Annotated in this window: 14 protein-coding genes; 6 read left to right on the top strand and 8 right to left on the bottom strand. The window is 34.3% G+C overall.

The genetic code is table 11. From position 1 onward, the window contains the following. Positions 1 to 79: 79 nt before the first annotated feature. The gene (gene katG / locus ACGK9U_RS12955) at positions 80 to 2,284 is read left to right on the top strand and encodes a catalase/peroxidase HPI (protein WP_394466808.1); all 2,205 of its coding nucleotides are present in this window, start codon (positions 80 to 82) and stop codon (positions 2,282 to 2,284) included. A gap of 115 nt (positions 2,285 to 2,399) precedes the next feature. Here katG and ACGK9U_RS12950 read toward each other — a convergent pair whose 3' ends face one another. The 4 genes from ACGK9U_RS12950 to nhaC all read right to left on the bottom strand — a co-directional run bounded on the left by ACGK9U_RS12950 (position 2,400) and on the right by nhaC (position 5,371). Then, on the bottom strand, positions 2,400 to 2,657 hold the full coding sequence (locus ACGK9U_RS12950) for a DUF6952 family protein (RefSeq protein WP_394466807.1): 258 nt from the start codon (positions 2,655 to 2,657) through the stop codon (positions 2,400 to 2,402). Next, positions 2,638 to 2,952 carry a thioredoxin family protein gene (locus ACGK9U_RS12945; protein ID WP_394466806.1) on the bottom strand — a complete coding sequence of 105 codons (315 nt, stop codon included), beginning with the start codon at positions 2,950 to 2,952 and terminating at the stop codon, positions 2,638 to 2,640. Before ACGK9U_RS12945 ends, ACGK9U_RS12950 begins: the two co-directional genes overlap by 20 nt. Positions 2,953 to 3,044: 92 nt before the next feature. After that, a complete protein-coding gene (locus ACGK9U_RS12940) occupies positions 3,045 to 3,689 on the bottom strand; it encodes a peroxiredoxin (protein ID WP_394466805.1) in 645 nt (214 codons plus the stop codon). Between the two features lie 203 nt (positions 3,690 to 3,892). After that, positions 3,893 to 5,371 carry a Na+/H+ antiporter NhaC gene (gene nhaC, locus ACGK9U_RS12935; RefSeq protein WP_394466804.1) on the bottom strand — a complete coding sequence of 493 codons (1,479 nt, stop codon included), beginning with the start codon at positions 5,369 to 5,371 and terminating at the stop codon, positions 3,893 to 3,895. Between the two features lie 92 nt (positions 5,372 to 5,463). Between nhaC and ACGK9U_RS12930 the strand changes: the two genes are divergently transcribed. Beyond that, a complete protein-coding gene (locus ACGK9U_RS12930) occupies positions 5,464 to 6,486 on the top strand; it encodes a metal-dependent hydrolase (protein ID WP_394466803.1) in 1,023 nt (340 codons plus the stop codon). A 3-nt stretch (positions 6,487 to 6,489) separates the two neighbouring features. Here the strand turns inward: ACGK9U_RS12930 and ACGK9U_RS12925 are convergent, their stop codons facing one another. Next, positions 6,490 to 7,689 carry an aminotransferase class I/II-fold pyridoxal phosphate-dependent enzyme gene (locus ACGK9U_RS12925; protein ID WP_394466802.1) on the bottom strand — a complete coding sequence of 400 codons (1,200 nt, stop codon included), beginning with the start codon at positions 7,687 to 7,689 and terminating at the stop codon, positions 6,490 to 6,492. Positions 7,690 to 7,847: 158 nt separating this feature from the next. On the opposite strand from ACGK9U_RS12925, the gene ACGK9U_RS12920 reads away from it, so the two are divergent. The 4 genes from ACGK9U_RS12920 to ACGK9U_RS12905 all read left to right on the top strand — a co-directional run bounded on the left by ACGK9U_RS12920 (position 7,848) and on the right by ACGK9U_RS12905 (position 10,439). Continuing rightward, positions 7,848 to 8,306 (top strand): Lrp/AsnC family transcriptional regulator, encoded by a 459-nt coding sequence (locus tag ACGK9U_RS12920; protein ID WP_394466801.1) that lies wholly within the window; start codon positions 7,848 to 7,850, stop codon positions 8,304 to 8,306. A 136-nt stretch (positions 8,307 to 8,442) separates the two neighbouring features. Beyond that, positions 8,443 to 8,943, top strand: coding sequence for a hypothetical protein (locus tag ACGK9U_RS12915; RefSeq protein WP_394466800.1), 501 nt, complete (start codon positions 8,443 to 8,445; stop codon positions 8,941 to 8,943). 3 nt (positions 8,944 to 8,946) lie between these two features. Then, complete coding sequence (locus ACGK9U_RS12910; RefSeq protein ID WP_394466799.1) at positions 8,947 to 9,651, top strand: hypothetical protein; 705 nt, start codon at positions 8,947 to 8,949, stop codon at positions 9,649 to 9,651. After that, a complete protein-coding gene (locus ACGK9U_RS12905; protein ID WP_394466798.1) occupies positions 9,627 to 10,439 on the top strand; it encodes a sensor histidine kinase in 813 nt (270 codons plus the stop codon). Before ACGK9U_RS12910 ends, ACGK9U_RS12905 begins: the two co-directional genes overlap by 25 nt. A gap of 203 nt (positions 10,440 to 10,642) precedes the next feature. Here ACGK9U_RS12905 and ACGK9U_RS12900 read toward each other — a convergent pair whose 3' ends face one another. The 3 genes from ACGK9U_RS12900 to ACGK9U_RS12890 all read right to left on the bottom strand — a co-directional run bounded on the left by ACGK9U_RS12900 (position 10,643) and on the right by ACGK9U_RS12890 (position 13,631). Next, positions 10,643 to 11,344, bottom strand: coding sequence for an RluA family pseudouridine synthase (locus ACGK9U_RS12900; protein ID WP_394466797.1), 702 nt, complete (start codon positions 11,342 to 11,344; stop codon positions 10,643 to 10,645). Between the two features lie 41 nt (positions 11,345 to 11,385). Continuing rightward, positions 11,386 to 12,204 carry a 3-methyl-2-oxobutanoate hydroxymethyltransferase gene (gene panB, locus ACGK9U_RS12895; RefSeq protein ID WP_394466796.1) on the bottom strand — a complete coding sequence of 273 codons (819 nt, stop codon included), beginning with the start codon at positions 12,202 to 12,204 and terminating at the stop codon, positions 11,386 to 11,388. A gap of 98 nt (positions 12,205 to 12,302) precedes the next feature. Continuing rightward, positions 12,303 to 13,631, bottom strand: a complete 1,329-nt coding sequence (locus tag ACGK9U_RS12890) for a glycoside hydrolase family 28 protein (RefSeq protein WP_394466795.1) — start codon at positions 13,629 to 13,631, stop codon at positions 12,303 to 12,305. Positions 13,632 to 13,739 lie beyond the last annotated feature (108 nt).

Genomic DNA, 13,739 nt, shown 5'->3' with positions numbered 1-13,739 from the left:
ATAAATGGAGTTGTGATATTTTTTAAATAGTAATTCTTAACTTTAGGGTATTCAGAAAAACATATTAAAAATTTAAATAATGGAAAACAGTAATCACTCAAGTACATCGGGAGGAAAGTGCCCATTTTCGGGAGCAGCTCCAAAGCAGACATCAGGCGGCGGAACCAAAAACCACGATTGGTGGCCCAATAGGTTAAAGTTGAATATTCTACGTCAACACTCATCTTTAACGAACCCTATGGGAGATGATTTTAATTATGCAGAAGAGTTTAAAAAATTAGACTTAAAAGCGGTAAAACAAGATTTAACAGCTTTAATGACCGATTCACAAGATTGGTGGCCAGCAGATTTTGGTCACTATGGTGGCTTGTTCATTCGTTTGGCATGGCATAGTGCAGGTACGTATCGTATTGGTGATGGTAGAGGTGGTGCCGGAGCAGGCCAACAACGTTTTGCACCGCTTAACAGTTGGCCAGATAACGCTAGTTTAGATAAAGCACGTAGGTTGTTATGGCCTATAAAACAGAAATATGGTAAAAAATTATCGTGGGCAGATTTGATGGTGCTTTCGGGTAATGTTGCCTTAGAATCCATGGGTTTTAAAACGTATGGTTTTGCAGGAGGTAGAGAAGATGTTTGGGAACCAGAAGAAGATGTGTATTGGGGTTCTGAAACAAATTGGTTAGAAGATAAACGTTATTCAGGTGAACGTGATTTGGAAGATCCATTAGCTGCGGTGGTTATGGGATTAATTTATGTGAATCCTGAAGGACCAAACGGAAATGGCGACCCCATTTCGGCTGCTGTAGATATTAGAGAAACATTCAAGCGTATGGCAATGGATGATGAAGAAACTGTTGCGCTTATAGCTGGTGGGCATACTTTTGGTAAAACGCATGGTGCCGCAGATCCTGGAAAATATGTAGGAGTAGAACCAGAAGCAGCATCTATTGAAGAGCAAGGTTTTGGTTGGAAAAATAGCTTTGGGACTGGAGCTGGTGCCGATACTATTACAGGAGGTCCTGAAGTTATCTGGACGCAAACACCTACGAAGTGGAGTAATCTTTTCTTTGAAAATTTATTTGGTTACGAATGGGAACAAACCAAAAGCCCTGCTGGAGCTATACAGTGGGTTGCCAAAGATGCGGAAGCAACCATTCCAGATGCTTACAATGCGTCAAAAAAGCACCGTCCAACGATGTTGACTACTGATTTATCGTTGCGTTTTGACCCTGAATATGAAAAAATATCAAGACGTTTTTATGAAAATCCAGATGAATTTGCGGATGCTTTTTCCAAAGCTTGGTATAAATTAACCCATCGTGATATGGGACCAATAGCACGCTATTTGGGGCCAGAAGTGCCAAAAGAAGAACTTATTTGGCAAGATCCTATTCCTGCTGTAAACCATAAATTGGTAGATAAGAACGATGTTTCAGCGTTAAAAACTAAAATATTGGATTCAGGTTTATCCGTATCTGAGTTGGTGTCTACGGCATGGGCGTCTGCATCAACATTTCGTGGGTCTGATAAACGAGGGGGCGCTAATGGTGCACGTATCCGTTTGGTGCCGCAAAAGGACTGGGAAGTAAACAACCCACCACAATTGGCAAAAGTTTTAAGCGTGCTTGAAGGCATTCAAAAAGGATTCAACCAAGGTGATAAAAAAATATCCTTAGCCGATTTAATCGTATTGGCAGGTTGTGCGGGTGTTGAAAAAGCTGCTAAAAGCGCAGGACATCCTATAGAAGTGCCATTTACACCTGGCCGTATGGATGCTTCGCAAGAACAAACGGAAGTAGACTCCTTTAAATATTTAGAACCTTATGCTGATGGTTTTAGAAATTATAGAAAAACAAAATTTGATGTTTCAACCGAAGCCTTGTTGGTGGATAAGGCCCAATTACTAACCTTAACAGCACCCGAAATGACCGTTCTGGTTGGTGGTATGCGTGTATTGGGCGCAAACTACAACCAAGATAAACATGGTGTATTTACTTATAACCCAGAAACGCTTACAAACGATTTCTTTGTGAATTTATTAAGTATGGGTACCGAATGGAAAAAAGCATCGGATTCGGATGAAGTTTTTGAAGGACGTGATAGAAAAACGGGAACACTTAAATGGACAGGTACACGCGCCGATTTAATTTTTGGTTCAAATTCTGAGTTACGTGCCCTTGCAGAAGTTTATGCTTGTGAAGATTCAAAAGAAAAATTTGTAAACGATTTTGTTACTGCTTGGAATAAAGTTATGAATTTAGATAGGTTTGATTTGAATTAAAAAAAATTGATTGCCCGTAATTACAAATTAGGGACAATCATAAAACTCATTTTTAAGCATAAAAAAGCCACTTTTCTTAATCTGAAAAGGGGCTTTTTTATATAAAGTAATTTGATTATTTATCAATAGAACCTAAAACCCTGCTCATAAAATTATTTAAAGCTTCTTTTTTAGGTGTACCTTCTTTTATCATTTTATTTACTTCGACAGCGCCATACATATTGGAAATAAGTTCTCCAATAACATCCAATTCTTCATCTTTTAACGATGGAACTTCGGTTAAGGCTTCTAAAGTTTCAATGGTTTCGATTACAAAATCTTCATCATTGTCTTCAATAAATTGTGTTAAATGTTTAATTACTGGTAACTTCATCAACTAATTCTTTTAAAACTTCAAATTTATTTGTTTGAACCTGATTTACAAAGGCACCGTTTTTAAAAGTAGCAAACGTAGGTAAGTTGTCTACCGTTGCTAATTTTCTAGATTCCGGAAACTTTTCGGCATCGGCCATAACAAACGTAATGGTTTCGTTTTCTGTTGCTAACTTTTTGAATTTTGGTTTCATAATACGGCAATTACCGCACCAGCTAGCAGAATACTGAACAACTACCGTATCGTTACTTGATACTAATTCTGTTAAGTTATCTTGTTCTAATTCTTTTACCATAATATTTTTTTTAGATTCCAGAGAGGAAAACCCCAAATCCCAATTGGGATAAAACCACTATCGGAATTTGGAATTTAAGATTTGGTTTTATTTTAATTCAAATGAGCTTTTAAGTACTCAGCAGTTCCTTTAGCATTCGCTTGCATTGCTTGTTTACCTTCTTCCCAGTTAGCTGGACAAACTTCACCTTTTTCTTGAACATGCGTTAAAGCATCGATGATACGTAAATATTCATTAACGTTTCTACCAAGTGGCATGTTGTTGATGCTTTCGTGTTGTACAGTACCTTCTTCGTCAATAATATAAGTAGCTCTGTAAGTTACATTGTCACCTTCAACAGTAACTACGCCAGTTTCTTCGTTGTATTGCTCGTTTGTGATATCTAAAATACCTAAAGTAGAAGCTAGGTTTCTGTTAGAATCTGCTAATAATGGGTAAGTAACACCTTCTATACCACCATTATCTTTTGCAGTGCTTAACCATGCAAAGTGAACTTCAGCAGTATCACAAGAAGCGCCAATAACTACAGTGTTTCTTTTTTCAAACTCACCTAAAGCAGCTTGAAACGCGTGCAACTCTGTTGGACAAACAAAAGTGAAATCTTTTGGGAACCAAAATAAAACTACTTTTTTCTTATTGTTAACTGCTTCTTCTAAAACGTTTACTTTAAAAGTATCGCCTAAATCGTTCATTGCGTTAACGCTTAAATTTGGAAATTTTTTTCCTACAAATGCCATATGTTAAATTTTAATAATTAATAATTTATTTGATGCAAATTTAAGCGTAGTTTTCGCATTTAAAAGTGTTTGTCAATTAATAAAACTTATAGAGTAATAGCCTTTAGAAATGGATTCAAAATTGTAGGCCGTTTTTTGTTAATTTGGTAAAATTAATAATCAAATTATATCAACTTGACAAAATATTGGGAAATAGTATGAGTTTAGTAAATTACTTTTTTTGCCAATTCTTTTATTTTTATTCCAAGGGCAGCAAAAAGTAATGTTGTAAACGGGCTTAACCAGTTAAAGACGGCATAACCCGCATAATGAAGCGTGTCTACACCCAACACACCACTTTGGTAAGCGCCACAGGTATTCCAAGGGATTAATACAGAGGTAACCGTACCTGAATCTTCTAAGGTTCTACTTAAGTTTTCAGGAGCTAAATCTCGATCTTCATAAGCTTTTTTAAACATTTTACCTGGTATTACAATGGCTAAATATTGATCGGATGCAATGGCATTTAATCCCAAACAACTTATTACGGTACTTGCAAAGAGTCCGAAAATGGTAGTGGCCACAGAAAGTAAGGCTTTGGTTATTCTAGCTAAAGCACCAATACCGTCCATGATACCTCCAAAAATCATAGCACAAATAATTAAATAAATGGTCCATAACATGCCTTCCATTCCTCCAGCGGAAAAGAGGTCGTTTAATTTTTCGTTATCAGTGGTTATTTGTGTGTCGGTAAGTATAGAGGATGTTATGGATTTTAATTTTGAATCGGATAGATGTGCTAAAATTTCCGGTTGAAATATAAAAGCAAAAACAGCAGCCAATAAAACGCCTGTACCCAAAGCAATTAAGGGTTTTGTTTTCAAAAGAATTAATGCAATCACCACTAAAGGCACTATGAAAAGCCAAGGTGAAATGTGAAATGTTGTGTTTATGGTTGATAGTAGGTTACTTAAATCGGCACTGCCCGATGTTTCAATATTCATGCTTATGATGCTAAAAACAATCAACGTTACCACTAGCGTGGGTATCGTTGTAAGTGTCATGTATCGGATATGTGTGAATAAATCGGTACCAGCCATGGCTGGCGCTAAGTTGGTTGTATCGCTTAAAGGCGACATTTTATCACCAAAATAAGCTCCAGAAATTACGGCGCCTGCAATCATGCCGGTATTTATTCCTAAAGCGGTGCCAATACCAACCAGTGCAATACCTACCGTTGCCGATGTGGTCCAAGAACTGCCAGTAGCAATGGAGATAACAGCACAAATAATAACCGAAGCCGGTAAAAATATAGTAGGGCTTAAAACCTGTAAACCATAATACACCATAGCGGGAATAACGCCACTAATTAACCAAGTACCTGCCAATGCGCCAACTAAAAATAAAATCATGATGGGAATAAAAACACTTTTTAGGTTTTCCCAAATTTCTTGTAACATGCGTTCTATAGTCACTTTATTAAAAAGGCCTAGGGTTGTAGCAACCAATCCACCAAGAAGTAAAATAATTTGGTTGGTGTAAGTTCCAAACCATTCTTGACCTTCCACAAAAAAGATATTGTAAGCCAACATGCACATTAAAATAACAACTGGAATTAAAGCTTCCCAAATGTTCAGCTCGATGTTTTCAATAATATTTTGGTTTTCAATTTCTATTTTGGAAATATTCTTGTCGTCTTGCATTGTGCGGAATTAGTTTTGTAATGTTACGATTTTACAAGAATTTATGCAAATGGATTTAATGTGTACTTTTGTTTTTTCAATTTAAAAAAAGAATGGATTCATTAACACAAATTGTTCTTGGTGCTGCTTGTGGAGAAGCGGTTTTAGGAAAAAAAATAGGCAATAAAGCGTTGTTGTTTGGAGCTATTGGTGGCACCATTCCAGATTTAGATGTTTTTATTGGAAACATTATTTACAACCACGAAATTGATGCTATGTTGTTCCATAGAGGTTTTATGCACTCCATTTTGTTTTCAATTTTAGCTGCTTTTATATTGGGTTGGGGTGTTTATAAATTGTATAATTCTGGAAAACGATTGGAGACTACCACCCAAAAAGATTGGATGCTATTGTTTTTCTGGTCCCTATTCACGCATCCTATTTTAGATTGTTTTACACCTTACGGAACACAGCTTTTTGCACCATTTAGCCATTATAGAGTGGCTTTTAATAACATAGCTGTTGTAGACCCCGTTTACACACTGCCATTTTTGATTTGTATGATTGTAGTGATGTTTTTCAAAAGAAAAGACCATAGAAGGCGATTTTGGTTGAAATTAGGCATCGGCATCAGTTCTGTTTATATGGTTTTAACGGTAGTAAATAAACTTTATGTTGATGCGCTTTTTAGGAAATCTATTGCTGAAAGTAATATACACATTAAAAGATTCAGTTCACAACCATCCATTTTTAATAATATTTTGTGGTACGCTATAGCTGAAGCTGATTCATCCTATTATGTTTCGTATTATTCGTTGTTGGATACTGAACATAGATTTAAAAATTTTAAGGAATTGCCTAAACAGCGTGATTTAAGTCCTGAAGAATTTAATGACATCAAAGATTTAGCATGGTTTAGCAGTCAGTATTACAGTGTTTACAAAATAGGAGACAACAAATACCAATATAACGATTTGAGGTATCCTATTTTAGATGAAAACAACCCAAACTCTTCGGTGTTTAGCATGACGCTTTTTAAAGAAAATGGACGCTTGAACATGAAACCTTTTGAAACTAGAAGTGATAATTTCAATGCAGCCATGTCTAATCTTTGGATGCGTTTAAAAGGGATTTGATATTTATAGAATACCAAGCTCTTTCATACAACCATGCATCATTTGATAGGTGCGTTCAATATCATCATCCAACCCTATAGAAAAACGGATTAAACCATCGCTCAGTCCCATGGCTTTTTGTTCATCTTCAGGAATTTCAGAAGATGTTGATGTTCCTGGAGCGCTAAACAAGGTTTTATAGAACCCTAAACTAACGGCCAGATAGCCCAAATTTCGGTTTTGCATATGTTCCATGAGTTCATTGGCTTTTTCTAAAGTTCCCACATCTATAGTAAGCATACCCCCAAAACCATATTGGGAGTTCATCATACTTTTAAAAAGCTCGTGGGATGGATGCGATTTTAGTCCAGGGTAAACGGTTTTCAATCCATCAGCTTCAAATTTTTGTGCTAGAAACAATCCGTTTTTGCTATGTTGTAGCATTCTTATGTGCAGCGTTCTTAGGTTTTTTAGAATAGAGGCAGCTCTTAAACTATCCATAGTAGAGCCTAATAGCATGGAAGCACCGTTGTTCACGTTCCGTAAATTATTTATAAATTCCTGAGTGCCACAAACCACACCGCCCACAGTATCGCTAGAACCGTTAATAAATTTGGTTAAACTGTGAATCACCACATCGGCACCCAAAATTGCAGGAGAAATGGATAGCGGAGAAAACGTATTATCAACCACCAATTTTAAATGGTGTTTTTTAGCTAAAGTGGCTAGTTTTTTAATATCAGCAACTTCTAAAAGCGGGTTACTTACCGATTCGCAATATAAAACCTTGGTGTTTTTTGTGATGGCAGCTTCAATCGTATCTAGTTTTGTAATGTCTACAAACGATGTTTCAATTTGAAAACGCGGTAAAAAGTTTTTCAAAAAGGCATATGTGCCTCCATAAATAGTTCGGCTAGACACAATATGGTCGCCAAAGCCACATAATTGCATTAAAACGGATGTAATGGCACCCATACCCGAAGCAGAAACGTTAGCGGTTTCGGTACCTTCCATGGCCGCTAAAGCTTCACCTAAATATAAATTGGAAGGCGAGGAGTGGCGCGAGTATAAATAGCACCCTTCAGCATTACCTTCAAACGTATCAAACATGGTTTTGGCAGATAAAAAGGTGTATGTTGAAGAATCTGAAATGGAAGGATTGACGCCTCCAAATTCACCAAAATATTGTAAATCCTGTATGTTATTTGCGGGTTTGAATTTCATAATGTGCATGTTGGGTATATAACAAATTTCAACATTTATAGATAATAAAACAATGCATGCTTATTTATTTAGATAATAAAACTAATATATATTGATATTTTAGAAAATATAATTGTAACTTTCTGAAAAGTTGGTATTTCAACGAAAAATTTTCAATTATGATATTTGATGACATTGATAAAAAACTGTTGACTTATTTGCAAACGGACAGTAAACAAACCAATAAAGAACTTTCAAATAAGTTGAATTTATCTGTTACAGCCGTTTATGAACGTATTAAAAAACTTGAAAGAGATGGAGTTATAAATAAATATGTGGCGTTGGTTGATAAGCAGCAGGTTGATAAATCGTTTGTAGCCTTTTGCCATATTAAGCTTATTCAACATACCCAAGATTATGTGGTAAAGTTTGAAAATGAAGTAGCCAATTTAACCGAAGTCTTGGAGTGTTACCACATAAGTGGTGATTATGATTATTTACTTAAAATCATGGTAAAAGATATGGCTGCTTTTAGAGAATTTTTGGTAAAAAAGTTAACATCTATCAACCATATTGGCAGTACACATAGTATGTTTGTAATTAATGAAGTGAAGCATACTACAGCACTTAGTATTTAATACATTTAGTTTATGGTTAACCACAACTTGTATGAGGTGTAAGATATGTTTTTCAACATAGTTGTCAGGTGTTCTTACATTTTAAATCTTTTTTACTACTTTTAAACGGCTATTATTAACTAACTAAATTTATAATATGAAAAACATAATCTACCTCATTCTAGGAGCAATTATTGGTGCGTTGGCAACTTACTATTTTTGTCCGAGACTAATAGATGATAACCTGACGAAAATTGTTAAACCTAGCGGTGTTATTTCGGTTGAACAAGCCAAAGAATTAAATGCTAATTGGACATTGCATAGAAAAGCGGCAGTAGATTCGGCGGCACAAAAACAGGGAAGAGCGCAGGATGACAGATCAACCTATTGGTCTTTAGATGAAATTGAAAATTATTTGGGCTACGCAAAAAATCAGGCTGATAGTTTGGGTTATAATATGACAGGAATTCGTGTTTATTTAGGTGTTTACGGAAAAAATGCAGGACAAACCAAAAAGGATTTAACTACTATGTTTATAGTGCCTACAGGCAAGCAAAAAAAGTCTCATGCTAGTAGTGTAAATTTATTTAATTTTCAAGATGTAGATGTACCACCATTGAATAGAGGTACAGGAGGTGATAGAGGATATCCCCAATAAAAAATGAACGAATTTTTGCTAGAATATAAAAATACACTAACGTTTAGTGTAGAAATATTAGCAGCTGTTACAGGTTTATTACTTTATAAAAAGTACAAACTAACAGCTGCTAAATATTTTATATGGTTTTTGGTGTATCTATCTATTTGCGATTTTTTAGGGAGTTATGTAAAATATATTAAAAATGATGGGTTTTTAAGTTTTTTAAAAGATACTGTTTTTGTTAGAAATTATTGGTGGGCAACACTATTTTGGGTAATTGGCGCTATATTGTTTTTTGTTTTTTATTACAGCAAGATTCTAAAAACCATAATATTTAAAAACTTTATAAAATATAGCGGTTATACTTTTTTTATCTTTTCATTTACATATATCGTTTTTAATTGGGACGATTATTTTAAGCGCTATTTTCTTGTTTTAGATGTTTTGGGAGCTACCATTATTTTTCTGTGCAGTATATTTTATTTTATAGAAACGTTACAAAGCGATAAAATATTAACTTTTTATAAATCCCTTAATTTTTATATTAGCTCCGCAATATTTATTTGGTGGCTCATTACAACACCTTTGGTGTTTTATGATGTTTATAATTCAAATTCCGATTGGAATTTTATATTTCTGAAATGGCAAGTTTATTTGTTTGCCAATATACTCATGTATTTAACCTTTACATTCGCATTAATATGGTGCAAACCGGAGAACGATTAGCTAGTACAGCATCAGAAAGATATTTATTAGTGTATATGATTGCTGTTTTGGTAATTATAACATCACTTGTGATACTGTTTTTTGTGGTTTTTTTGAAACGCAAAAACAAGTTGTTATTAGATAAAATAGAACAGCAACAAGCTTTTGAATCAGAAATAGCACAAGCACAAACGGAAACTCAGGAGCAAACGTTAAAAAATATTGGTTGGGAGTTGCACGATAATATAGGGCAATTGCTATCATTTGCTAATATGCAATTAAGTATTTTAAAAATGCAAGTGGCAGACGATGTGAAAGAAAAATTTAAAGACACATCCGATGCACTTAAAGAAAGTTTGGCAGAAGTACGGGCACTTTCAAAAACATTAAATAATGAAGTACTGCTTAATGTAGGTTTTGAAAAATCAATTACCAATGAATTAAACCGTTTGAAGAAAATGAAATTTGAATCGGCTGAACTTCAAATAATAGGTGATAAAGTAGATTTTAAAGACCGTAAGCATGAAATTATTATTTTTAGAATTCTTCAGGAATTTTTGTCAAATTCCGTTAAATATTCCGAAGCAAAAAACATACATATTATCTTAAATTATCAAACAAATAGTTTAATAATAACCGCAAAAGATGATGGAAAAGGTTTTGATGTAACAAATGCGGAAAAGGGTTCAGGATTGCTTAACATGAAAAGTAGAGCGTCTTTAATAAACGCTAATTTAGAATTAATATCTAGACCAAATGAAGGTGTAGAACTAGAATTAAATTACCAATATAATACTGTTATTAAGTAAAGAAAAAAAAAATTTTTTTTGAGAGTTGAAAAATGATTTTTATAACGAAAGCGTACTACCAATGCTATCCAAAATGTTTTTCATAAAGACATGGAACATTCTTGATTTATAATACTAAACAATTTAAAAAAAAAAAGAAAATAGAGAAGAGAGAAAAGAATCTAGAGGCTTAGAAACTTTGAATCTTTGCAACTCTGAAACTTTTAACCATTGCAAGCATCCCAAACAGGATCATTTGGTAAAGGTGCTGTAATATTTATAGGTTCGTTCTTTACGGGGTGAATAAATGTGATGTGTCTTGCATGTAGATGAATACTGCCGTCAGGATTGCTTCTGTCAAAGCCATATTTTAAATCGCCTTTAATGGGGCAGCCCATAGTAGAAAGTTGAGAACGGATTTGGTGGTGTCTACCCGTTTCTAAATTAACTTCAAGTAGAAAATAATTGTCTAACTTTTTTAGTAGTTTATAATGAAGAACGGCTTTTTTACTATCTTTTACTTCTTTTATATATGCAGAAGATTTATTGTTTTTCGGATTCTTTTTTAACCAATGTGTTAATGAATCCTCCGTTTTGGGAGGCGTGTTTTTCACAATGGCCCAATAGGTTTTATCAATATCCTTTGAAACAAAAAGGGCATTTAAACGCGGCAATACTTTGCTTGTTTTCGCAAAAATAACTAGTCCGGTTGTGGGTCTGTCTAACCGATGCACCACACCTAAATATACATTTCCAGGTTTATTGTATTTGTCCTTTATATAACTTTTTACAACTTCACTTAATGGTTTATCACCCGTTTTGTCTCCTTGTACAATATCGCCAGCACGTTTGTTTACTATGATGATATGATTATCTTCAAATAAGATTTGAAGGTTGTTTTTATTGGAAAGTATTTTTTCTGCCACTAATTCACGAATATTATTTTGCCTAATGCCTAATGCCTATATTAATATTGCTCAGAATCATTAGGAAAATCTATTGTTTTTACATCATCTACATATTTAGAAATAGCATTGGTCATTTCTTCATATAAATTCATATAGCGACGTAAAAAACGAGGATGAAACTCATGTGTCATTCCCAGCATATCGTGTAGTACTAAAACTTGTCCATCAACACCATTACCGGCACCAATTCCAATAATGGGGATGCTAACACTTTCGGCGACTTCTTTGGCAAGTTTAGCTGGTATTTTTTCAAGAACAATGGCGAAACAACCAATACGTTCAAGTAATTTGGCATCTTCAATTAAATTGGCAGCTTCTTGTTCTTCTTTGGCACGAACTGTATAAGTGCCAAATTTATATATAGATTGTGGTGTTAAGCCCAAATGCCCCATCACAGGGATGCCTGCATTCAGAATTCGTTTTATAGATTCTTTAATTTCTTTTCCGCCTTCCAATTTTACAGCATGCCCACCACTTTCTTTCATAATTCTAATGGCAGAACGCAGTGCTTCTTTAGGGTCGCTTTGGTAGCTTCCAAAAGGTAAGTCTACAACAACTAAAGCACGGTCTATGGCACGAACTACCGAGGACGCATGGTATATCATTTGGTCTAAAGTAATTGGCAAGGTGGTTTCGTGTCCAGCCATTACGTTGCTTGCTGAATCGCCTACCAAAATAACATCTATACCAGCACCATCAACTATTTTTGCCATGGTATAATCGTAAGCAGTTAGCATTGATATTTTTTCACCATTGGCTTTCATGTCAACCAAGGTTTTTACGGTAATGCGCTTATATTCTTTTTTTGCAGTAGACATATTTTGTTTTTTCTGATAGTAAGCAAAAGTAGTAAAACAAATTCGGAAGATGTAAAAATGAAATTTACAATGTGCTAAACCTTTTTACCGAATTATAATTATTTGATTAATTCACCATTTACTTCAACATTATTAAAAGTAACGCCATCAATAATACTCTTGTCAAAAGTTCCATCTTTAGCTTCAATTTTTAAATTTTCGAATGTGAAGTTTGAAAGTTTGTCATATTCTGTTATTTTCATATCATAAAAAACATCACATTTTAAGTCAATATTTTTCATGGTAATATGATTTGAATATGATAATGGGACATCTTTTCTGCCTTTTAAGTCGAAAAATTGTGTCCATGGTTTAATATAAATAAAGCTATGTGCTTCCCCTGTAATGTTTTCAACGGTAATGTATTCGTAATTTTGTGCTGTATCTGGGCGCATTTTAAGCCATAACAAGCGCTTAGCTTCTTTTACAACACAATTACGCATCAATATGTTTTTGTTATGTATAGCTTCACTTCCGTTAGTTAATGCGGCATGACAAAAACCGAATTCACAGTCTTCAATGATAATATTGGTGTTTTCGCCATTGCTGGCATCTTTGTCTGCCCATGGTCCTTTACCTCCTTTAAGAGCAATGGCATCATCGTTAACAGCCATATAGCAACCTTTAATTAGCATATTATTACATACATCAATATCAATAGCATCGGTGCTTGGGGCTTTTATTGGTTGATGTGGTGAAGTAATGCGTAAATCTAAAATTTTCACATTATTACATTGGTAATAGTGACTGCTCCAAAAACCAGAGTTTCTCAAATGTACATCTTGAACTTGCACATTATTACATTTCCAAATAAATACCAAACGCGGTCTTGATACTTCTAAATTGGTACACTTTGGGTTTTCTTCGCGTCTATGCCAGAAAGCTTTCCAAAATTCCAAGCCATTACCATCAATAATTCCTTTACCTGTAATAGTAAATCCATCAACAGCGGTTGCATTTACTAAAGCAGCAAAATACTCAATACTTTGTCCTTCAATTCTAGAAGGAATAAAAGGATAATCATCAATATTATTAGAACCTTTTAAAACACCGCCTTCAGCTACATGTAGATGTGTATTCGGTTTGAAAAACAGGGCACCACTTAAAAAAGTACCCTTAGGAATTACAACAACACCGCCTCCATTTCTGTAAGCTTCGTTTATGGTTTTCTGTATAGCTTCAGTTTGTACTAAGGTGCTATCATTCGTTACTCCATAATCTGTAATGGTATAAAAAGTACCTAAATCGGCAGGGTTTATTTTAGAATAGTCTAAAAACCAATCAGGAATTTTAGTTCCGTCAGGAAAAAAATTGGTTTCAACAATTTTAGCTTCTTGATTGCAGGATAATAGTAGTGCTGTAATAATTAGTAAATAAATGTTTTTCATTGCTTTTATTAATTTGTCGGTATTATTAAGAATGAAAATGAATATATACATTTTCAAGTTTGGTAAAAGTAATAAATAACTAATTAGCGGTGAATTTTTCCTAAGATA

This window comes from Mariniflexile sp. HNIBRBA6329 (assembly GCF_043558645.1).
GTDB lineage: Bacteria > Bacteroidota > Bacteroidia > Flavobacteriales > Flavobacteriaceae > Mariniflexile.
This window is presented reverse-complemented; position numbering and strand designations above follow the sequence as displayed.

What these genes read in the sequence shown, in the direction of transcription:
- katG (WP_394466808.1), top strand. Translation starts at nt 80, where the DNA reads ATGGAAAACAGTAATCACTCAAGTACATCGGGAGGAAAGTGCCCATTT.
- ACGK9U_RS12950 (WP_394466807.1), bottom strand. Translation starts at nt 2,657, where the DNA reads ATGAAGTTACCAGTAATTAAACATTTAACACAATTTATTGAAGACAAT.
- ACGK9U_RS12945 (WP_394466806.1), bottom strand. Translation starts at nt 2,952, where the DNA reads ATGGTAAAAGAATTAGAACAAGATAACTTAACAGAATTAGTATCAAGT.
- ACGK9U_RS12940 (WP_394466805.1), bottom strand. Translation starts at nt 3,689, where the DNA reads ATGGCATTTGTAGGAAAAAAATTTCCAAATTTAAGCGTTAACGCAATG.
- nhaC (WP_394466804.1), bottom strand. Translation starts at nt 5,371, where the DNA reads ATGCAAGACGACAAGAATATTTCCAAAATAGAAATTGAAAACCAAAAT.
- ACGK9U_RS12930 (WP_394466803.1), top strand. Translation starts at nt 5,464, where the DNA reads ATGGATTCATTAACACAAATTGTTCTTGGTGCTGCTTGTGGAGAAGCG.
- ACGK9U_RS12925 (WP_394466802.1), bottom strand. Translation starts at nt 7,689, where the DNA reads ATGAAATTCAAACCCGCAAATAACATACAGGATTTACAATATTTTGGT.
- ACGK9U_RS12920 (WP_394466801.1), top strand. Translation starts at nt 7,848, where the DNA reads ATGATATTTGATGACATTGATAAAAAACTGTTGACTTATTTGCAAACG.
- ACGK9U_RS12915 (WP_394466800.1), top strand. Translation starts at nt 8,443, where the DNA reads ATGAAAAACATAATCTACCTCATTCTAGGAGCAATTATTGGTGCGTTG.
- ACGK9U_RS12910 (WP_394466799.1), top strand. Translation starts at nt 8,947, where the DNA reads ATGAACGAATTTTTGCTAGAATATAAAAATACACTAACGTTTAGTGTA.
- ACGK9U_RS12905 (WP_394466798.1), top strand. Translation starts at nt 9,627, where the DNA reads ATGGTGCAAACCGGAGAACGATTAGCTAGTACAGCATCAGAAAGATAT.
- panB (WP_394466796.1), bottom strand. Translation starts at nt 12,204, where the DNA reads ATGTCTACTGCAAAAAAAGAATATAAGCGCATTACCGTAAAAACCTTG.
- ACGK9U_RS12890 (WP_394466795.1), bottom strand. Translation starts at nt 13,631, where the DNA reads ATGAAAAACATTTATTTACTAATTATTACAGCACTACTATTATCCTGC.